Raw genomic sequence first — 19,262 nt, forward strand, 5'->3', positions numbered from 1 at the left:
GGACTGAGGGTTGATGAACTGCGCGATGCGCAGTGCATCGAACAGCCGGGTCAAGACCAGCGACGACCCTGCCAACCAAGACAGCAGCGCTGACGGTTCAACCGGCGACGCGACACCACCAGCCTGTGGGAAGAACTGCGCATCGCGCAGTTCTTCCCCAAAAGGTCCAGGGCTGGCCCTGGTTCGGGTCGAGGGGCGAACAGCCCCCGCGGGGTCCGGGGCAGCGCCCCGGCGCGGCGGTGCCCATCGGGACTAATGCGCCGGGATCGTCGCGCACGTTCGCACGTCGGCGAGCGTCTTCGCGTGGCTCAGGCAGGAGAACTCGCCCGACGCGCGCGGCTTGCCGACGAGGTCGCGCTTGCAGTCGGTGACGAACGACTCCTCCAGCCGTTGCCCTTCGCTCTTCACGACGGCGACGGCCTTCTCGGCGGATGGGCTCGCCGCATCGGGGAACTTCGCCTCGGCGGTCCAGAGGGCGTGCAGGTGCTCGCCCACGGCCTTGCAGTCGCTCTCGGTCACGCTCCGCGCGCAGCCTGATGGCGGGAGCGCGAGGCCCAAAAGAACGAGGGGCGCTCCCCTCGCGATCCATCGCATCGGAGCACCCCTCGATTCCATTCGTTCCCCCGCGTTCGTCAGCTGTCGATGAAGCTCTTGAGCTGCTTCGAGCGGCTCGGGTGCCGGAGCTTGCGCAGCGCCTTGGCCTCGATCTGCCGGATGCGCTCGCGCGTGACCTCGAAGTCCTGGCCGACCTCTTCGAGCGTGTGATCGCTCTTCTCGCCGATGCCGAAGCGCATGCGGAGGACTTTTTCCTCGCGAGGGGTGAGCGTCTTCAGAACCTTCCGGGTTTGCTCCGCGAGGTTCATGTTGATCACGGCCTCGGCGGGCGAGATCACGCTCTTGTCCTCGATGAAGTCGCCGAGATGCGAATCTTCTTCCTCGCCGATCGGGGTCTCGAGCGAGATGGGCTCCTTCGCGATCTTCAGGACCTTGCGGACCTTGTCGAGCGGCAGCTCCATCTTCTCGGCGATCTCCTCGGGGGTCGGCTCGCGGCCGTACTCCTGCACGAGGTAACGCGAGGTGCGGATGAGCTTGTTGATCGTCTCGATCATGTGGACCGGGATGCGGATGGTCCGGGCCTGATCGGCGATCGCGCGCGTGATGGCCTGCCGGATCCACCACGTCGCGTACGTCGAGAACTTGTAGCCGCGCTTGTACTCGAACTTGTCGACGGCCTTCATCAGGCCGATGTTCCCCTCCTGGATCAGGTCGAGGAACTGCAGGCCGCGGTTCGTGTACTTCTTCGCGATCGAGACGACGAGCCGGAGGTTCGCCTCGACGAGCTCGGCCTTCGCGCGCTCGGCCATGCGCTCGCCTTCGCGGATGCTCTCGTAGGTGCCGCGGATGGCCTCGACGTCGATGTTGAGCTCTTCCTCGACCCGCTTGAGCCCCTTCTGCGCGTTCTTCAGGGTGGATTCGAGGTCGAGCAGGTCCTCGCGCGAGACGTTCAGCTTCTTCGCGAGCCGCGCCTCGGCGAGCTTGTTGCCCTTCACCTTCGCGAGCTCGCGGCGGAGCTCGGCCTTGCTCATGCCCGTGCGCTTCTCGATCTCGGTCGCGCCGGCCTCGGCCTTCTCCACCTTCGAGATGAGGCCCTTCAACTTCTGCACGATCTTGTCGATCGTCTTCTTGTTGAGGCGCATCTCCTCGAGCGTCGTCACGAGCTCGCCCGTGGTCAGGACGACCTCGGCGTCGAGCTGCTTGCGACGGCCGTCGGTCTTGACCTCCTTGCGCTCCTCGAGCAGGTCCGCCTTCTTCTTGTCGAGGCGCTTGACCTTGTCGATGAGGCGGATGATGCGGCGATCGGCCTCCTCCTCGTCGAACTCCTGATCGTCGCTCTCTGCGTCCTTGATGAGCTCCTTGACGCGGATCTTGTGCTTCCGGAGCTTCTCGCCGAGATCGATGATCTCGCGCACGGCGATCGGCGAGTCGAGGATCGCGGCGTTGACCGACTGCTCGCCCTGCTCGATGCGCTTGGCGATCTCGACCTCGCCCTCGCGCGTGAGGAGCGAGACGCTCCCCATCTTGCGCAGGTACATCCGGACGGGATCGTTCGACTTCGAGTAGTAGTCGACGTCCTCTTCCTCGCGGTCCTGCGTGACGACGAGCTTCTTGTCGCTCGCCTCCTCGTCCGCGATGCGCTTCGGCGCGATCTTCACCTGCGTCGCGCCGTCGACGATCTCGATGTCCTCGTCGCCGAGCGCGCCGACGACGTCGTCGAGCTGATCGGGCGAAACGTCCGCGGGCAGCGCGTCGTTCACCTCGTCATACGTGAGGAAGCCCTTCGTCTTGCCCGCATCGACGAGCTTCTCGAGCGCCTTGCGCGGATCCGACTTCCCCGCCCCATCCGGTGCCTGCGGCCTCGTCCCGCGGTCCCCCCGAGCGCCTTGTGCGGCTCCGCCGCCACTTTTCCCCGCGCCCGATCCGCTTGCCCGACCCGCAGACTGCTTGGCCTTGCTCGCCATCCCATTCGCTCCACCGGGCCCACGTCGGGCCACGTGCTTCAAGGAACCCACCGAGAAAAAAAACGTTCGTCACGCCCGCGCGGACGCATGCGCGCGCCCAAAAAACGTCAGCCGAGTCCCAACTTGGCCTTCGCCTTCCGCACCGCCTCGCGAAGCAGTGCCGCTTCGCGCTCCACATCCCCCAGCGGCGCGACTCGTTGGAGCTCGTCCACCGTCGCGGCTTTCTCGCGTGACAAGCTCAAGCGTCTCAACTTCCCTGCGTTCTTTAAGAGCTCTTCCCTCGCCACATCGGCCGTCTCGAAGACGGGCGACGCGAGCCGTCCAGCCGCGAATGCTTGGATCGACGCCGGGATGTGCGCAAGAAATTCGTCGGGAATAAGTTGCGTTTCCGTCCCAAGGGACTGACGCACCGCGCCAGCGGCCAGTGCAAGGTCACCATCCACCACGTCGAGTGCATCCATCACTTCAGGGTCGTCGAGCAGAACGGGATGGTCGAGAAGTGCACCCAGGATGTACTCCCCCATCTCTTGGACCTGGGAACGCGAACGCGCGCGGTGACCTGGCACGGTGGTCTCGGCCGCGCGGAGTTCCATGGGGTGTTCTGCGTCGTACCTCGTTGCATGTTCGAGGAGTTGCTCGACTTGACGCAGATCGGTCGGCGCCGTGCCGCCCACGATGAGCTTCGACGACAGCCGATCGGCGTACGTCTTCAGCATGAGGCGCTTCACGGGGTCCTTCTGCTCCCCGAGAAGGTTTGCCACCGCACGCATGCGCGCGAGTTTGCCGTCGGTCGTGGCGTCGTTGAAGGAGTCGTTCTGGAGCGCGTCCTCGATGAGGTGCTCGTAGACCTCCTTCGCGCTCTTGAGGACGCTCTTCAGCGCCTCGGGGCCCTTGGTGCGTACGAGCTCGTCGGGATCGAGCTTCGCGGGCAGCGTCGCCGCGCGGCCTTCGAGGCCGCCCTCGTGGACCGGGATGCGCGCGGCCCACGTGGCCTTGCGCCCGGCCGCGTCGCCGTCGAAGAGGATCGTCACGGTGGGCGCGAAGCGCTTCAGGAGCTTCGCCTGCGGCGTCGTGAACGCCGTGCCGAGCGGGGCGATGACGTTGCAGATGCCCCGCGCGTGCAAACTGAGAACGTCGAAGTTGCCTTCGACGAGGATCGCCTGGCCCTCCTGCCGGATCGCGTGCCTCGCCTGGTGCAGCCCGAAGAGGTGCTCGCCCTTCGTGTAGATCGGCGACTCGGGGCTGTTCATGTACTTCGCCGGCGATTCGCCCGTCGTCGATGGTTGGAGCCCCAAGCGTCGCATCTCGTCGGGCGTGGGCTCGGGGAGGCTCCGGCCGCTGAAGGCGATCACGCGGCCTTGCACGTCGGTCACCGCGAACATGAGGCGATGCCGGAACCGATCGTAAAACCCGGTGCCCGAGCCGCGCGCGACGAGCAAGCCGACCTTCTCCGCGACGACCGGCGAGACGCCTTGCCGCTTGAGGAAGTTCGCGAGCCCATCCCAGCCCGGCGGCGCGTAGCCCACGCGAAACGCCTGCAGCGCGTCGGCCATGGGGCCCGTCGCCTCCCGCGTGTCGAGCCCGCGCCGCGCGAGCTCGGCGAGCGCGTGGTGCGCGAGCGGATGCGCGCTCGGCCCGCGCATGCTCTGCTCGAAGAACGTCGCCGCGAGGTGGCTGACGGCGTAGAGGTCGTCGCGCGCGCGCCTGGCCGCGTTCGCCTCGCGCCGCTCCGCCTCGGTGGCGGTCTCGATGATCTCCACGCCGCTCCGCTCGGCCAGCGCGCGCACCGCCTCGGCGAAGTTCATGCCCTCGACCTTCATGATGAAGTCGATGGCCGTGCCGCTCTCCTTGCAGCCGAAGCAGTGGAAGATGCCGCGCTCCGGATTCACGTGGAAGCTCGGCGACTTCTCCTTGTGGAAGGGGCAGAGCCCGACGAACGATCGACCACGCCGGGTGAGGCGAACGGTCTCGCCGACGAGCGACACGAGATCCGTGCGCTCTTTGACCCGCGCGATCGTGTCGGCGTGAATCATCGTCCTACGGCATCAAGATAACGACGAACGCGCCGGTCGTCCCGAGCCCTCGTCTCGAGATCGATCGGCGCGTTCGTGTTCGTGATGCCCCTGATGCGCCTGACGCGCGTGGAGCCTTTCAGGCCTCGGGGAAAGCGGAGCCCGGCTTCTTGTGATCCGTGAGGCTCTCGTCGGGGGTCTGGCCCTCGACCATCTCCTCGACGGGCGGCGCTTCGGCGTGATCCACGAGGAAGCGCGTGTCTTCACGCACGAGCGGCAGCGGCGGATCGCCGATCAGCTCGAGCTGCGTGGCGAGCCACTGCTCCTCCTCGATGAGCGTGCGCCGCTTCGGATCCGTGAGGTCGCCCTGCCAGTGGTCGAGCTCTGCGTCGACCTCCTTCAGGCGCAGGCGAACCCGGACGACATCGACGTCGTCCTTGTTCACGTACTTCTCCGTGAGGAGCAGCGCCTTGTCGCCCACGACCTCGACGAACCCGTGCGCGACGGCGAGGCGATGCTCCTTGCCGGCCTCGTGGTACGTGACGAGGCCGGTGCGGAGCGCCGCGAGCAGCGGCAGATGGCCCGGCATCACGCCGAACTCACCCGCCACGCTCGGCGCGGTCACGTCCGTGACCTCCTTGCGCAGCGCGACGCCCGTGGGCGTCACGATCTCCAGCATGATGGTGTCGGCCATGATCAGGCTCGCTTGCCGCCCTCGGCGCGGGCCTTCACCTCGTCGATGCCGCCCGCCATGTAGAAGTCCTGCTCGGAGACATGATCGAGCTTGCCGTCGATGATCTCCTCGAAGCCCGAGATCGTGTCCTTCAGGCTCACGAGCTTGCCGGAACGGCCGGTGAACTGCGCGGCGACGAAGAAGGGCTGCGAGAGGAACTGCTGGATCTTGCGGGCGCGCTGCACGACGAGCTTGTCGTCCTCGCTGAGCTCGTCCATGCCGAGGATGGCGATGATGTCCTGCAGATCCTTGTAGCGCTGGAGCGTCTGCTGCACGCGGCGCGCCACGGTGTAGTGCTTCTGGCCGACGATCTGCGGGTCGAGCATCGTCGAGTTCGAGTCGAGCGGATCGACGGCCGGGTAGATGCCGAGCTCGCTGATCGCGCGCGAGAGAACGGTCGTCGCGTCGAGGTGGGCGAAGGCCGTCGCGGGCGCGGGGTCCGTGAGGTCGTCGGCGGGGACGTAGATCGCCTGCACGCTGGTGACCGAGCCCTTCGTCGTCGACGTGATGCGCTCCTGGAGCGCGCCCATCTCCGTCGCGAGCGTGGGCTGGTAACCGACGGCGCTCGGGATACGGCCGAGGAGCGCGGACACCTCGGAGCCGGCCTGCGTGAACCGGAAGATGTTGTCGACGAAGAGGAGCACGTCCTGGCCCTCTTCATCGCGGAAGTACTCGGCGACCGTCAGCGCCGAGAGCGCGACGCGGGCGCGCGCGCCGGGCGGCTCGTTCATCTGGCCGTAGATCAGCGCGGCCTTCGAGATGACGGGCGCGCCGGACTCGAGCTTCGACTCGCTCATTTCGAGCAGGAGGTCGTTGCCCTCGCGCGTCCGCTCACCGACGCCCGCGAAGACCGACACGCCGCCGTGCGCCTTCGCGACGTTGTTGATGAGCTCCATGATGAGCACGGTCTTGCCGACGCCGGCGCCGCCGAACAGGCCGATCTTGCCGCCCTTGCGGTACGGGGCGAGGAGGTCGATGACCTTGATGCCCGTCTCGAAGATCTCGACCTTCGTCGACTGATCGACGAACTTCGGCGGATCCTTGTGGATGGGCGCGAACTTGTCCGCGTTCACGGGCCCCGCCTCGTCCACGGGCGCGCCGACGACGTTCAGGATGCGTCCGAGACAAGCCGGGCCGACCGGCATCATGATCGGCTTGCCCGTGTCGCGGACCTCCATGCCCCGCACGAGGCCGTCCGTCGTGTCCATGGCGATCGCGCGCACCGTCGACTCGCCGAGGTGCTGCGCAACCTCGAGCGTGAGGTTGTCGGCCTCGCCCGAGATGCTCGGGTTCGAGACCTTGATCGCATTCAAAATCTTCGGAAGCTGGCCCGCCGGAAAGTCGACGTCGACGACGGGGCCGATGACCTGGGTAATCTTTCCAACCGACATGGGGCGGGGCTCCTCCAGCGAATCGCCATGACGACGAATGCGCGCGGCCACTACCACGGCCACCGTGGACTGTCGAGGGGTCCGGAGCGGATGAACAGGGGTTTTTACCCCTTCATCGCCGCAATCCGGGCGAAATCCTCGACCGCCAGCGTTTCACCGCGTACGTCGAGCGAGATCCCGGCTTCCCGGGCGCGCGCTTCGAGTTCGTCCTTGGACCAACCGTAGAGCGAGCGCCAGGCATTCCGCAGCGTCTTGCGTCGTGCGCCGAACGCCGCACGGACGGCCTCGCGAAACGCCTCGGTCTCCGCGGCCCGCGGCGGCCTGTGCGGCGCGAGGACGACCACCGCGGAGTCGACGTCCGGGCGCGGGTAGAACGCGCCGCCGCGCACCGTGAGCAGGCGCTTCACGTCGAACGCGGCCTGCATGAAGACGGTGAGCGCGCCGTAGGTCTTCGATCCAGGACGCGCGACGAGCCGATCGGCGACCTCGGCCTGCACCATGAACACCGCGCGATCGATGCGATCAGCGAGGCCGGTGGCCCGCTCGAGGAGCGCGCCCGTGATCTGATAGGGCAGGTTGCCCGCGATCACGTGCGGGCGCGGGCCGACGAGCTCGGCCGCCCAGTCGACGGCGAGCGCGTCGGCCTCGAGGATGGAGATGCGCCCTTCGGCGATCGGCGCTTCGAGCTCGGCCGAGAGGAGCGGCACGAGATCCCGGTCGCGCTCGATCGCCACGATCTTCGCGGCGCGTTCGAGCAAGGGGCGCGTGAGCGCGCCGAGACCGGGCCCGATCTCGAGCACGGTGCCGCCCGGCGGCGTGGTCGCAGCTTCGGCGATCGCGCGGGACGCGGAGACGTCGACCAGGAAGTTCTGGCCGAACCTCTTCTTGGGCGAGAGGCCACGCGAGCGGAGGCGTTCGGCGATCGACATGGGTGGCTCGTGATCTCGGAAGATGTTCGTTGGTGTTGCAACCGATGCGCGGACGGGCGGCGTACCGATCAGGTCGCCTTGGGGTCCGCGGCGTCGGGGCGCTTCGTCGTCGTGGCGCGGATCTTCGTGACGCGCACGCCGAGGCGGCGGAGCACGGCCTCGCTGCGGCTGACCGCGACACGCGTGCGGACGAGCACGGCCTCGGCGGCGACCCCGGCCGTCTCCTCCCACGCAGCCCGGCGCGTCCCGTCGGCGACTTCCTCCGAGGGCGAACCATCCGCGCGCGTCGGCGCATCCCAGGGCGGGAGCAGGCCCGGATCGAACTGCGGCATCGACCAGGTGACCGACGCCGAGTGACGCGAGAGGCGGCGCAGGGCGTCCATGACGGGTTTTTCCTGGGCGACCTCGGAGGGCGCGGGCGCGACGACGTGCACGACGCTCGGCTTGGGCTTGCTCTTGACGATCTGCGCGAGGATCTCGGCGAGCATGAAGCCGGACTCGTGGCGCTCGGCCTCACCGCGCGGAGGGGACTCGATGCCGTAGGCCGCGAGGTAGCGGCGCAGCGTTCGCTCGCGCGGGCTGCGGCCCTCGGGCGGAGGCGGTGCGAAGGGCGCGCGGGGACGAACCGCGTCGGCGCGTGACGCGAGCCTGTCGAGATCGCCGCGACGCAGATCCGCGAGGCCTCGCGAGTCGAGCGGTCGGAGGTGCTCGAGGACCCGGACGGCCACGTCGGCCTCGTCGAGATCGCTGCGCGAGGCGTCGTGCGTGCCCGTCGCCGTGACGAGCAGGTGGGCGAGCTTCTGCCCGTGCGCGGGCCCCTGGTCGGGCGGGACGAACGCGCGCACGGTCGACGCGTAGATCGCGAGGCCGACGCGATCGCCGCGCGAGAGGTACCGCGCGCAGATCGAGGCGGCCTCGTCGATCGCGAGATCGAGCGGCGCGCGGCCGAGCGGGCCGGCCCAGAGCTCGACCGAGGCGTCGAGCACGACCCACACGACGTCGCGCTCCTCGCGTTCGAAGTCGCGCACGAGCAAGATCCCGCGCCGCGCGCTCGCCTTCCACGCGATGCGCCGGAACGGATCCCCCGGCCGATGCTCGCGCAGCTCGCGCAGATCGCTGCCCTCGCCGCGCGCGCGACCGGGCCTTCCACTCGACGCGAGGAGTTTGCTGCGACCGCCGCGCGGGGAGGGGAGCCACGCCGCGAAGGGGCGGGGCAGGACCTCGACGCCGAAGGGGTTCGCGAAGGTGAGAGGCACCTCGAAGAGCCCGGGCGCGCCGTGGACTTCGAGCGCGAGGCCGTGCAGGCCGTGTTGTCCCACGCGCGGGGCGTGCACCGAGACCTTCACCTTGAGCCGCCCGGAGGCCATCACCTCGCCCGCGGAGGGCTCGATCGTGATCTGGAGCTGCGACGAGGCGATCGGCCGCAGGCGCACGTACCGCGCGGCGAGGGTGTCGCGGTTGCGCACCTCGGCTTCGATCTCGATCGTGCTGCCGCGGCCCGTGCGCACGACGCGGCGCGGCCCGCTCCAGAGCATCTCGAAGCCAGCAGCGCGGATGCGCGAGACGGAGACGAGCGTGACGGCGCGGGCGAGCGCCATCGCGAGCAGCATCGCTCCTCCCCACCCGACGATGGCCGGCTCGCGCGCGACGAGGCCGATGCCCGCGACCGAGATCGCGGCGATGCTGAGGTGCGCCGCCGTGCGCGTGGGAAAGAGCTGCATCGCGCTAGACCGGCCGCACTGCGCGCCGGTAGGCCACGCGCTGCACGGCGTCCTCCACGACCGCGTCCCGAGCGCGCGCGTCGCCCTCGGCTTCGGGCACGAGCACGAGCCTGTGCGAGAGCACCGACGTCGCCACGCCGCGCACGTCGTCCGGCGTGACGAACGGACGGCCCGCGATCACGGCCGCGCTCTTCGCGGCCTGCACGAGCCCGAGCGTCGCGCGCGGTGAGGCGCCGAGGAGCACGCGCGCATGCGAGCGGGTGAACGTCGTCAGGCCGACGGCGTACTCGTAGAGATCGTCCTCCACGTGGATCCTCCGCGCGATGCTCTGCAGCGAGAGGAGCTCCTCCACGCTCAGCACCGAGCGCGCGCGGGGCGGCTCCGCGTTGTGCGCGCGGAGCATCGCGACCTCGTCCTTCGCGTTCGGGTAGCCGATGGCGACGCGCACGAGGAACCGATCGATCTGCGCCTCGGGCAGCGGGTACGTCCCTTCGAGATCGATCGGGTTCTGCGTCGCGAGGACCATGAACGGCGCAGGCAGCTCGAACCGATCGCCTTCGATCGTCACCTGCCGCTCCTGCATCGCTTCGAGCAGCGCGGACTGCGTCTTCGCGGGCGCGCGGTTGATCTCGTCGGCGAGCACGACGTTCGCGAAGATCGGCCCCGGCCGGAGCGAGAACGTGCCTTCCTTCGGCGACAGGACGTACGTGCCGGTGATGTCGGCGGGCAGGAGATCCGGCGTGAACTGGATGCGCCGCACCGACGCGCCGAGCGCCGACGCGTACGCCTTCACGAGCGTCGTCTTCGCGACGCCGGGCACGCCCTCGAGGAGCACGTGGCCCTGCGCGAGCAGCGCCGTGAGCATGAGATCCACGGTGCGCGAGGGACCGATGTAGACGCGCGTGATCTCCCGACGGAGCACGTCCAGCCGCTCTTTGGCGGCGGCGATCTCCTCGATGGCGACGGCCTGGGTCAAGTGGCGCTCTCCTCTGCGGGTGCGGGCGGGCTCGGGGTTCGTGAGGGGTCGCTCGTCGGGCTCGTTCCCGACGGGCGATCGGAAGTCTTCTCGCCGGCCGCGCCGCCTTTACCGAGCGGCTCGGGCGTGATCGCGCCGGCCTTTTCGAGCACGTCCTTCACGACGGCGGCGGCGTGCCGGAGCGCCGCGCGGGGCACGCGGGCCGGCCGACCGGCGACGACGGACGCTTCGGCTTTTTGCATCACGGCGAGGACCTCTTTCAAGGCTGAGCGGCCACGCTCGTCAAGGCCCCCCGCGCGCTCGGCCGCAGAAATCACCGCGTCCGCCGACGGATCGAGGGGCGCGCCGAGCTTGTGCGAGAGCGCTTCGACGAGCGCGCTCTTCAGCTCGAGCAGGAGCAGCCCCGGCGGCGAGGACGGCGCCGAGAGCAAGGCGAAGCGCCCGGCCACGCCTCCCTGCGCGACGAGCGGCACGGGCCGCGCGAACCGCGGCTGCGGGCTCTTGTACGGGCGCCCCGCGGCCCGCGCGACCCACGCGGCCACGCCGACCACGGCGAGCAAGGCGAGCACCCAGTGCGCCCAGGTCGGCAGCCCGTTCTGACGCGCCTCCGCGAGGGCGTCGGCGATCGATCGGAGCTGGCTCTCGATGTCCTTGCGCAGCGTCGACTTCCCGCCGAACGAGCCCTCCTCGGAGAAGCGGTTGGCGACGATGAAGAGCCGGCCGCCTTGCCGTTCGCCGCCGTCCTCGTCGACGAGGTAGTGCGCGAGGCCCACGGCGAACGAGCGGTTACCTGGGTAGCGCAGCATCTGGTTCATGAGGCCCGAGGGGTCGCTCAGCGCGAACAGCCGGCCCTTGCCGACCTGGCCCGCGACCGCGACGATCGTCGGCGCTTCACCGACGGCGCGCACCTCGAGCACGGGCGAGAGGTTCGGGTGGCGGAGCCCCGTCGCGTGGTTCGTGACGAACTGCTGCACGTTCGCCACGACCGGGTGCGGGCCCGTGAGTTGCCCCTTGTCACCGGTGAGCACGGGCTCTGCGATGGCGAGCTGGGGGTTGTTGCGCAGGGCGGCCACGGGGCGCGAGGGCAGAACGGTCCGCTCGATGTGGAAGCGCCGCAGCGTCTCCTCGCCGCGGCCGTAGTCGTCCACGATCGCCAGGCGCCCGCCGGCCTTCATGAAGGCGGCGGTTTCTTCGGGATCCATGCTCTGCAAGGGGTGCAGGACGAGCACACCGTCGTTCGGCGTGACCTCGTTCCAGTCGAGCACGGCGACGGCCTTGACGCGTCCGTCGCCGAGCTCGTTCACCGCGAGCCCGTAGAGCTCCGAGCAGCCCTCCCACGTCGTGTCCGCGACGTCGAACGCGGCGGCGCGTGCGTCCACGGAGGCGAGCCCGATGCCGAGCGCCACGCAGATCACGAGGGAACGGCGCGCCTGCTTCGCCGCGCCCCGCGCTCGCTCCGGGGGCTTCGGCGACGAGGACGAAGCCCGAGAGGCGTGCGCTTCATGGCGCTCTTGCTCCGGCGATCCCACGCCATCCTGCGTCATAGAGGCGGCGAGCATATCACCGTCGTCCCGGGCGATAAGCTTGACCCCGTTACTCTCATTGCTAGATTCGACTCATGAACGGGCCCATTCTTGCTAGGCACGTTCATCCGAGCGACGCCACAGACGCGGTGCGGAGGAGTCCGGATGCTACCTCCTTTCATCATCGAACAAATCCGACAACGGGAAGAGAGGGAGCGCCGGCAGCGTGAGGAGAACCGACCGCGCCTGGAGCTTCCGCTCGAGCGGTACCCGGCCCCGCGTCGCCCTGGAGGCGGGCCGAAGGACCCTCACGAGGACGAAGACGACCCGAATCGCGGCGTCATCATCCTCGAGATCGGCTGATTTCCCGTCTGTCCCCATCGCCGAGCGGGCTCCCGCGCGGCGCTTTCTCGTTCGTTTTCACCCAGCCCCCATGTTTTTCGCGGCCGCGGCGTGCGTCCGGGCCGCAAGCTCGCGCGAAGTCGAGTCGCGGACCGGACGGGACGAATTTGCGTCTTGTCGGTCTTGACCGGTGGAGGGGTTCTGCCTACCCTTCGCCCCCCGTTCCCCTGGCGTGTTGCGTCGGGGGATCGCGAATGCGAGCGGGTCATGCCCGCGCCCGGCAAGCGCCGGATCTCCAAGAAGACCGAGGTTCACCGATGGCCGTTCATATCCGCCTCGCCCGGGCGGGCACGAAGAAGACCCCGTTCTACCGTATCGTCGTCGCCGACCAGCGCGCTGCCCGCGGAGGCCGGTTCATCGAACGTTTGGGCACGTACGACCCGCGCCGCAACGAGATCCGCCTGGACACGGCTCGCGTGAAGCACTGGCGCGATGTCGGGGCGCTGCCCTCGCACACGGTCGAGCTCCTGCTGAAGCGCCCGGACGTCGTCGCGGCGACGGTGGCGAAGTAACGAGGCATGGCGCCGTCTCCTGCGTCCTCCACCATGCTGCTGGATCTCGTCGCGCTCATCGCGCGCTCGCTCGTGGATCACCCCGAGAAGGTGACGGTCCGCGAGGTCACGGGTGACAGGTTCCCCCGTATCGAGCTCAGCGTGGCGCGCGAGGACATCGGCAAAGTGATCGGCAAGGATGGCCGGACCGCGCAGTCGATCCGCGCGCTCCTCAACGCGGCCGCCAGCAAGGCGGGCCTCCGGGCCCACCTCGACATCCTGGATTGATCCCGCGTAAGCGCGCCACAACCGAGCTCGAGGCCCCGCGACGGTTCGTCGCCGTCGCGGAGATCGCGCGCGCCCATGGGATCCAGGGCGAGGTGCGCCTCAAGCTCTACCACGAGGGCTCCGATCTCCTCGGGCAGCGGCCGACGCTCAAGCTGCGGCTCCCCGACGGCGCGGAGCGCGCGGCCGACATCACGTCGATCCGGAGCGCGAACAAGGCGGTGCTCGCGCGACTCGCGGGCGTCGCCGATCGGGACGCCGCCGAGGCGCTGCACGGTGCGATCCTGCTCGTGCCGAGGGACGAGTTTCCTCCGCTGGAAGAAGGCGAGTTTTACGCGTGCGACGTCGAAGGCGCGCGCGCCGAGCTCGGCTCCGGCGAGGTCGTGGGGCACGTCCTCACGCTGACCTCGTATCCGACCTGCGAGGTGCTCGTCGTCGAACGCACGGACGGCACCAAGATCGAGGTTCCGCTGCTCGACGGCTTCGTCGAAGCCGTGGACATCGACGCCGGGGTCGTCCGGCTCGTCACGATCGACGGCCTCACCTGACGAGGCGCGCACCATGCGTGTCGACATCGTCACCCTCTTCCCCGAGATGTTCGAGCCATTCCTGTCGACGGGGATGGTCGGCCGCGCGGTGCGCGCAGGCGCGCTCGACGCGCGTTGCGCGAACCTGCGCGAGCACGGGCTCGGCCGCCATCGCAGCGTCGACGACACGCCGTACGGCGGCGGCTCAGGCATGGTGATCCGCGTCGACGTCGTGGTCGAGTGCATCGAGGCTCTCGAGCAGAAGGCGCGCGAGGGGCGCGAGGGCGCGGACGCCACGCGCTCGCACCGCGTGCTGCTCTCGCCGCAAGGAAGCGTGCTCGACCAGCGCAAGGTCGAGTCGCTCGCTTCGCTGCCGTGGATCACGCTCGTGTGTGGTCGATACGAGGGCTTCGACGACCGGGTGCACGCGTTCATCGACGAGGAGATCTCGCTCGGCGACTTCGTGCTCGCGGGCGGCGAGGTGGCGGCGATGGCGATCGTCGACGCGTGCTCGCGGCTCCTGCCCGGCGTGCTCGGCAGCGCAGACTCTGCGATGCACGAGTCGCACAGCACCACGATGGACGGGCTGCTCGAGTACCCTCACTACACGCGGCCCGAGGAGTTCCGAGGGATGAAGGTGCCCGAGGTGTTGAAAGGCGGTAACCACGCAGCGATCGCAGCCTTCCGGCGCGAGCAAGCCGAGGCGCGCACAGCCTCGCGCAGGCCCGATCTCCTGGAGCGAGCGAAGCGCCTCCGGGCCGAGCGAGGTTCGTCGTGACGAAGGTCGCGCTCGCCCTGGTCCACCACCCCGTGCTCGATCGCGGCGGAGAGATCGTGACGACCGCGATCACGAACCTGGATCTGCACGACATGGCCCGGAGCGCGCGCACGTTCGGCGTGCACGAGCTTCACGTCGTGCATCCGGTCGCGGCGCAAAGGCTTCTCGCCGAGCGCATCCGCGATCACTGGGTCCACGGCTCGGGCAAGAAGCGCATCCCGGATCGCGCGGACGCGCTCGACGTCCTGCGGATCGTGCCGAGCTTGGAAGACGTGTACGCGTCGCTCGCGCCGGACGCGGGGCGCGCAGGGATCGAGCTCTGGACGACGGCGGCCTCGGCGAAGCGGGGCCCGGTGACGAACTATCCCGACGCGCGCGCGCGCCTCGCGCAAACGGACAAACCCGTGTTGATCACGTTCGGGACGGGGTGGGGCCTTTCGGGTGAGCTCGTCGCGGCTGCTGACGTTCGCCTGGCGCCCATCCACGCGGCGAAGGACACGGGCTACAATCACCTGAGCGTGCGCGCGGCGTGCGCGATCGTGCTCGATCGGCTGTTCGGGTAGCTCGATCGCAGCGGGCCGCGCGCGCGGGGAGGCAACGCGGATGTCCGCGAGCGACGTCGATCAGCGGGTCCGGGAGCGCGCGTTCGAGCTCGGCTTCGACGTGGTCGGCGTGGCGCGCGCCGACGAGCCGCTCGACGTCGAGCACGATCGCTACCGCGCGTTCATCGAAGCCGGGATGCACGGCACGATGCGCTACCTCGAAGAGCACGTCGAGGAGCGGCGAAGGCTCGACACGGAGGCGATCCTCCCGGGCGCGCGGAGCGTCGTGTGCGTGGGCCGTCGTTACGCCCGAACGGCCGAGGCCGAGGCGCACGATCCAGAGGTCGCGCGTGGCATCGCCCGCTACGCGCGCGGGCAGGACTATCACCTCTTCCTCCGCAAGAAGCTGCGTCGGCTCGCGGAGTTCATCCGCGAGCTCGGACCCGGGATCGACGCGCGTCCGCTCTGCGACATCGAGCCGGTGATGGAGCGCGCGTGGGCCGCGCGCGCCGGGATCGGGTTCGTCGGAAAAAACGGTCTCGTGATCGTGCCGGGGCAGGGGAGCTTCGTCATGCTCGGCGAGGTCGTCACGACGCTCGCGCTCACGCCGGGCGTGCCGATGCATGAGCGTTGCGGAGCGTGCACGCGTTGCCTCGACGCATGTCCGACGGGCGCGTTTCCCAAGCCGTTCGTGCTCGATGCGCGGCGGTGCATCTCGTACCTCACGATCGAGCAGTACGAGGCGCCGCCCGAGGATCTGCGCGCGGGGATCGGCGAGCACCTCTTCGGCTGCGACGTCTGCCAGGAGGTTTGTCCCTACAACCGGACGGCGCCGCCGCCCGAGGCGCGCACGCAGCAGTTTCATCCGCTGCCGCGCTGGTCCGAGATGCGCTTGTCGGATCTCGCGTCGATCGAGGAGGCGTCGTTCCCCGAGACGATCCAGGGGACGCCGCTCAGGCGTGCGCGGCGCGGAGGGCTCGCGCGGAACGCCGCGATCGTCGCGGCGAACAGGCTCGCGCGTGATCCCGAGGGGCCGAGCGCCGCGGATGATCTCAGGACCTTGGAGCAGGCCGCGGCGCACGACGACGCGGCGGCGCGCGAGGTCGGCGTGTGGGGGCTTTTGCGGATCGGGAAGGTTCTCCCGGAGCCTGGATCCAGCGGTCCCGACGAGGGCGTCGTCGATCCCGACGCGCCGCCCTTTGCGCCGCGCCGCTGAGCCGCTAGGTGGGCCCCGTGGGGATCGGAGACGACCTCGGCAAGCTGCTCGACGATCTGCGCCGGCACGACTCGGTGCTCTGGCGCCGCGCGCTCGACGCAGGCGTGACGCACGGACCACGTCCCTTCGTGCGCTACGCGCCGCCGCTCATCGGCCTCGCCTTCGCGATCGCGCTCGGTCGGCAGCGACGCGCGGTCCGGAAGCACCTTCGGCGCGCGCTCGGGCCGCGAAACGTGATCGTCGAGAACGTCGACGTCGCTCGGGTCTTCGCGAGCTTCGCGAGCTGCTTGACGGAGGCGTTCCTCGTCGGGCGCGATCGGCCCGAGCGTCTCGTCGGGCTCTGCGCGTCGGACGAGAACTACGTGCGCGCAGCGTCCGAGGGGCGCGGTGTGATCATCGCGACGGCGCACACGGGCGGCTGGCAAGCCGCGGGCCCGATCCTGCGCAGCGTGCACACGGCCGACGTCGTCGTGGTGATGGCGCACGAGCGCGACGAGCGCGCCGAGGCGCTGACGGACGACGCGCGCGACAAGGCGGGTGTGCGGATCGTGCACGTGGGGACGAGCCCGCTCGACGCGTTGCCACTCCTGTCGCACCTCCGGCGCGGCGGCGTCGTGGCGGTCCAGATCGACAGGCTCCCGAAGGGGATGCGCGGGCGAGAGGTCACGCTCTTCGGCGAGCCCTTCGTCGTCCCCGAGGGCCCGCTCTCGCTCGCCGCCTTGAGCGGGGCGCCAATCGTGCCCGTCTTCACGCGGCGGCTGGGTTACATGCGCTACGAGGTGCGGAGCTGTCCGCCGATCTCGCTGCCGCGCCGGCCCAGCGAGGACGAGCTCTCGCTCGCCGCGCGTCGCATCGCCTCCGCGATGGAAAGCTTTTTGCGCGAGAACCCCACGCAGTGGTTCCACTTCGAGTAAAGAGACCCCGCCATGGCAAGACTCCACGTGGGCCTGCACGCCCTTCAGGGCGACATCAAGAAGTACAAGGATCAGCTCGATCTGGTGGAGATCCGCCCGATCGACACGTCGCTGCCCGGCCCGCCCGGCTTGCGGAAGTTGCGCAAAGCGGCGCCGCCCGCGTTCGTCTTCAGCGTGGTCTTGCCGCGCGTCGTCGCCGAGCTCGCTCCCGGCAAGGCGCTCGACGACGCGCTCGCCACCTCGCTCGAGGTCGCGACGACGCTCGAAGCGCGATGCATCGTGCTCTCGACCTCGACCGAGATCCGACCGACCGCAGCGAACAGGAAGCGCATCGCCGCGCTCTTCGCGCGGATGCCTGCCGAAGGCGCGCTCCGCTTCTGGGAGCCGCGCGGCATGTGGGAGCGTGAAGACGTGATCGACACGGCACGCGCGGCAGGCGTGCTGCCCGTGTTCGACGCCGCGCGTGATGATCTGCCGCGCGGCTCCGTGGTCTACACGCGCCTTCGATCGCTCGGCGCGCAAGCGACGCTCTCGGCCGCAGCGCTCGATCGCGTGGCGAAGAGGCTCGGCGAGCGTCGGGAGATTTTCTTGGTGGTCGAAGGAACGCGCGGCGCAGCCATCCGCACGAAGACCACGCTCGTCGCCGCACTCGCGCGCTCGAGCCGCGCACCGGAAGCGGGATCGATCGCGGCGCCAGTCGCGCCCATCGTGCGCCCGCTCGTCGCAGAGGACGAGGAGCAGTGATCCGCGGCGCCCTCGCACTCGCGCGCTCGTCGACCACGCAGGGCCCGGCCCAGGCCGCGCTCGACGCCGGAGGCAGCGCGGCCGACGCGGTCATCGCCGGGTTTTTCGCAGCCGCCGGCCAGGACGCCTCCGTGCTGCTCTCGCCCGTCGTGGCGATCGTCGCAGGAGGTGGGGCCGGAGCGCGCGTGATGGACGGGCGCTCGCTCCAGCCAGGGAAAGGCGCCGCTCGTCCGCGCGGCTGGAAGACCGAAAAAGAGATCCCGCTCGGCGCATACGTCGCCGTGCCGCGCTCGCTCGGGCTGATCGCGATCCTGCACGCAGCGCGAGGTCGATCAGGGCTCGGCGGGCTCGCGCGCGCCGGCGTCTCCGCGGCAGAGGCCGCAGGCGCCACGAAACGCGCAGCGCTGATCAAGCGCGTAGGGTCGGCAGGGCCGCTCGCGCTCGCCTCCGAAGAGGCCGTGAGCGCCTTGCTCGCGGCAGGTGGGCCCGTGGCGGGCGGCATCCTCACGGCCGAGGATCTGGAGAGCGCAATGCCGGAAGATGTGCCGGCCCGGTCGACATCCGTCGCATCGGACGTGACGGCCATCAGCGTGCCCTGGGACGCGCCTCTCGGCCGGCTCCCGGTGGCCGACGCAATCCTCGCTTGCGACGGTCGAGGCCTCGTCGCAGCGCTGGCCTTCGTGCCGACGCGCCGCGAGCAAGGCGTGCTCGTGCCCGAGCTCGAGCTCGTGCTCGGCCGACATGCGCAGCCAGTGCGGCGCGGCGTCCCGCGGACGTCGCCAGGCGCGCCCCTCGACATGCCCGCCCCGCTCGCCATCGTGAGCAAAGCCGGGTTTTACGCAGCCGTGGCGCTGCTCGGGAAGGCAGGCGTCGACGTCGCAGGGCTGCGATCGCTCGCCGAGGGATGGCCGGCAGAGACGGCCGTCGCAGACCTGCGAGAGCAGGCGGGCGCGCTCACGGCGATGGCCTTGCTGCGGGACGCACGCGACGCGCGATTCCTGGTCTCGACCGGAGACGGCGCCGCGCGAGCCGACGACCAACCCTGAGAGGGTGCTGCAGCAGCGCCTCGCCGGGGTTTCACCCCGGACCCGACCAGGGGTTCTCCACCCCTGGACCCGGACCAGGGCAAGCCCTGGACCTCTGGTGCATCGACCGCGATGCGGTCGATGCGCTCGATCCACGGCTGGACCTCGCGGGCAAACGCTGCGATGCGGTCGGTAGACAAAAAGCATGCGCGCCCCCGAATGGAGGCGCGCTCTTCCGTGCCAGCTTTGCCTTCTACACGCTCCGCACGGCGCGGCGACGAGCCCAGGCCGAGCCTAGAGCGTGACGCCGTACCGCTTCGCGTACGCGACGACGCCGAGCTTGTCGATGGTGCGGATGTCGCGCGTCGTGAGGCTCAGCGTGACGTAGCGCTTGAGCTCCGGAACCCAGAGCCTGCGGGTCTGGATGTTCACGTTCTGCCAGCGCTTGGTCTTGATGTTCGAGTGGGAGACGTTCTGCGCCAGAAGCTTCCGTTTCCCAGTGATGTCGCTCTTCGCCATGACGTCCTCAGCAGG

Annotated in this window: 19 protein-coding genes; 9 read left to right on the forward strand and 10 right to left on the reverse strand. The window is 69.7% G+C overall.

The features are described 5' to 3' along the window. Positions 1–252 precede the first annotated feature (252 nt). The 9 genes from QHF85_RS17345 to QHF85_RS17385 all read right to left on the reverse strand — a co-directional run bounded on the left by QHF85_RS17345 (position 253) and on the right by QHF85_RS17385 (position 11,840). The gene (locus QHF85_RS17345; RefSeq protein WP_281328314.1) at positions 253–519 is read right to left on the reverse strand and encodes a hypothetical protein; all 267 of its coding nucleotides are present in this window, start codon (positions 517–519) and stop codon (positions 253–255) included. Positions 520–632: 113 nt separating this feature from the next. Further along, positions 633–2,519 carry an RNA polymerase sigma factor RpoD gene (rpoD, locus tag QHF85_RS17350; RefSeq protein WP_281328315.1) on the reverse strand — a complete coding sequence of 629 codons (1,887 nt, stop codon included), beginning with the start codon at positions 2,517–2,519 and terminating at the stop codon, positions 633–635. 107 nt (positions 2,520–2,626) lie between these two features. Then, positions 2,627–4,552: a DNA primase gene (dnaG, locus tag QHF85_RS17355; RefSeq protein WP_281328316.1), complete on the reverse strand. Its 1,926-nt coding sequence runs from the start codon at positions 4,550–4,552 to the stop codon at positions 2,627–2,629. Positions 4,553–4,670: 118 nt separating this feature from the next. Then, positions 4,671–5,225 (reverse strand): ATP synthase F1 subunit epsilon, encoded by a 555-nt coding sequence (gene atpC, locus QHF85_RS17360; protein WP_281328317.1) that lies wholly within the window; start codon positions 5,223–5,225, stop codon positions 4,671–4,673. A 2-nt stretch (positions 5,226–5,227) separates the two neighbouring features. After that, entirely contained in the window at positions 5,228–6,655 is a 1,428-nt protein-coding gene (gene atpD / locus QHF85_RS17365) for a F0F1 ATP synthase subunit beta (RefSeq protein WP_281328318.1), read from the reverse strand. 104 nt (positions 6,656–6,759) lie between these two features. After that, on the reverse strand, positions 6,760–7,584 hold the full coding sequence (rsmA, locus tag QHF85_RS17370) for a 16S rRNA (adenine(1518)-N(6)/adenine(1519)-N(6))-dimethyltransferase RsmA (protein ID WP_281328319.1): 825 nt from the start codon (positions 7,582–7,584) through the stop codon (positions 6,760–6,762). A gap of 68 nt (positions 7,585–7,652) precedes the next feature. Further along, complete coding sequence (locus tag QHF85_RS17375; protein ID WP_281328320.1) at positions 7,653–9,305, reverse strand: DUF58 domain-containing protein; 1,653 nt, start codon at positions 9,303–9,305, stop codon at positions 7,653–7,655. A 4-nt stretch (positions 9,306–9,309) separates the two neighbouring features. Further along, on the reverse strand, positions 9,310–10,281 hold the full coding sequence (locus QHF85_RS17380; RefSeq protein ID WP_281328321.1) for a MoxR family ATPase: 972 nt from the start codon (positions 10,279–10,281) through the stop codon (positions 9,310–9,312). After that, a complete protein-coding gene (locus tag QHF85_RS17385) occupies positions 10,278–11,840 on the reverse strand; it encodes a DUF4350 domain-containing protein (RefSeq protein ID WP_281328322.1) in 1,563 nt (520 codons plus the stop codon). Before QHF85_RS17385 ends, QHF85_RS17380 begins: the two co-directional genes overlap by 4 nt. 623 nt (positions 11,841–12,463) lie before the next feature. Between QHF85_RS17385 and rpsP the strand changes: the two genes are divergently transcribed. The 9 genes from rpsP to QHF85_RS17430 are packed head-to-tail and all read left to right on the forward strand — an operon-like array spanning position 12,464 to position 18,749. Next, complete coding sequence (gene rpsP, locus QHF85_RS17390; RefSeq protein ID WP_281328323.1) at positions 12,464–12,718, forward strand: 30S ribosomal protein S16; 255 nt, start codon at positions 12,464–12,466, stop codon at positions 12,716–12,718. A 33-nt stretch (positions 12,719–12,751) separates the two neighbouring features. Continuing rightward, complete coding sequence (locus QHF85_RS17395; protein ID WP_136930783.1) at positions 12,752–12,985, forward strand: KH domain-containing protein; 234 nt, start codon at positions 12,752–12,754, stop codon at positions 12,983–12,985. Beyond that, complete coding sequence (rimM, locus tag QHF85_RS17400) at positions 12,982–13,530, forward strand: ribosome maturation factor RimM (protein ID WP_281328324.1); 549 nt, start codon at positions 12,982–12,984, stop codon at positions 13,528–13,530. The genes QHF85_RS17395 and rimM overlap by 4 nt, the downstream gene beginning before the upstream one ends. 13 nt (positions 13,531–13,543) lie before the next feature. Next, positions 13,544–14,287 (forward strand): tRNA (guanosine(37)-N1)-methyltransferase TrmD, encoded by a 744-nt coding sequence (gene trmD / locus QHF85_RS17405; protein WP_281328325.1) that lies wholly within the window; start codon positions 13,544–13,546, stop codon positions 14,285–14,287. After that, a complete protein-coding gene (locus QHF85_RS17410) occupies positions 14,284–14,850 on the forward strand; it encodes an RNA methyltransferase (protein WP_281328326.1) in 567 nt (188 codons plus the stop codon). Before trmD ends, QHF85_RS17410 begins: the two co-directional genes overlap by 4 nt. 40 nt (positions 14,851–14,890) lie before the next feature. After that, positions 14,891–16,045 carry a tRNA epoxyqueuosine(34) reductase QueG gene (queG, locus tag QHF85_RS17415; protein WP_281328327.1) on the forward strand — a complete coding sequence of 385 codons (1,155 nt, stop codon included), beginning with the start codon at positions 14,891–14,893 and terminating at the stop codon, positions 16,043–16,045. 17 nt (positions 16,046–16,062) lie between these two features. Beyond that, on the forward strand, positions 16,063–16,959 hold the full coding sequence (locus tag QHF85_RS17420) for a lysophospholipid acyltransferase family protein (protein WP_281328328.1): 897 nt from the start codon (positions 16,063–16,065) through the stop codon (positions 16,957–16,959). 12 nt (positions 16,960–16,971) lie between these two features. Continuing rightward, entirely contained in the window at positions 16,972–17,703 is a 732-nt protein-coding gene (locus QHF85_RS17425; RefSeq protein WP_281328329.1) for a DUF72 domain-containing protein, read from the forward strand. Continuing rightward, the gene (locus QHF85_RS17430) at positions 17,700–18,749 is read left to right on the forward strand and encodes a hypothetical protein (RefSeq protein WP_281328330.1); all 1,050 of its coding nucleotides are present in this window, start codon (positions 17,700–17,702) and stop codon (positions 18,747–18,749) included. The genes QHF85_RS17425 and QHF85_RS17430 overlap by 4 nt, the downstream gene beginning before the upstream one ends. 273 nt (positions 18,750–19,022) lie before the next feature. Here the strand turns inward: QHF85_RS17430 and rpmB are convergent, their stop codons facing one another. Then, positions 19,023–19,247 carry a 50S ribosomal protein L28 gene (rpmB, locus tag QHF85_RS17435; RefSeq protein WP_281328331.1) on the reverse strand — a complete coding sequence of 75 codons (225 nt, stop codon included), beginning with the start codon at positions 19,245–19,247 and terminating at the stop codon, positions 19,023–19,025. Between the last annotated feature and the right edge of the window lie 15 nt (positions 19,248–19,262).

Origin of the sequence: Polyangium sp. 6x1 (assembly GCF_029946515.1) — a bacterium.
Classification (GTDB): domain Bacteria; phylum Myxococcota_A; class Polyangia; order Polyangiales; family Polyangiaceae; genus Polyangium.

Coding starts and splice junctions, on each gene's coding strand:
- QHF85_RS17395 (WP_136930783.1), top strand. CDS start 12,752: ATGCTGCTGGATCTCGTCGCGCTCATCGCGCGCTCGCTCGTGGATCAC.
- QHF85_RS17425 (WP_281328329.1), top strand. CDS start 16,972: ATGGCAAGACTCCACGTGGGCCTGCACGCCCTTCAGGGCGACATCAAG.
- QHF85_RS17375 (WP_281328320.1), bottom strand. CDS start 9,305: ATGCAGCTCTTTCCCACGCGCACGGCGGCGCACCTCAGCATCGCCGCG.
- rsmA (WP_281328319.1), bottom strand. CDS start 7,584: ATGTCGATCGCCGAACGCCTCCGCTCGCGTGGCCTCTCGCCCAAGAAG.
- atpC (WP_281328317.1), bottom strand. CDS start 5,225: ATGGCCGACACCATCATGCTGGAGATCGTGACGCCCACGGGCGTCGCG.
- rpoD (WP_281328315.1), bottom strand. CDS start 2,519: ATGGCGAGCAAGGCCAAGCAGTCTGCGGGTCGGGCAAGCGGATCGGGC.
- rpsP (WP_281328323.1), top strand. CDS start 12,464: ATGGCCGTTCATATCCGCCTCGCCCGGGCGGGCACGAAGAAGACCCCG.
- dnaG (WP_281328316.1), bottom strand. CDS start 4,552: ATGATTCACGCCGACACGATCGCGCGGGTCAAAGAGCGCACGGATCTC.
- atpD (WP_281328318.1), bottom strand. CDS start 6,655: ATGTCGGTTGGAAAGATTACCCAGGTCATCGGCCCCGTCGTCGACGTC.
- rpmB (WP_281328331.1), bottom strand. CDS start 19,247: ATGGCGAAGAGCGACATCACTGGGAAACGGAAGCTTCTGGCGCAGAAC.
- trmD (WP_281328325.1), top strand. CDS start 13,544: ATGCGTGTCGACATCGTCACCCTCTTCCCCGAGATGTTCGAGCCATTC.
- QHF85_RS17385 (WP_281328322.1), bottom strand. CDS start 11,840: ATGCTCGCCGCCTCTATGACGCAGGATGGCGTGGGATCGCCGGAGCAA.
- queG (WP_281328327.1), top strand. CDS start 14,891: ATGTCCGCGAGCGACGTCGATCAGCGGGTCCGGGAGCGCGCGTTCGAG.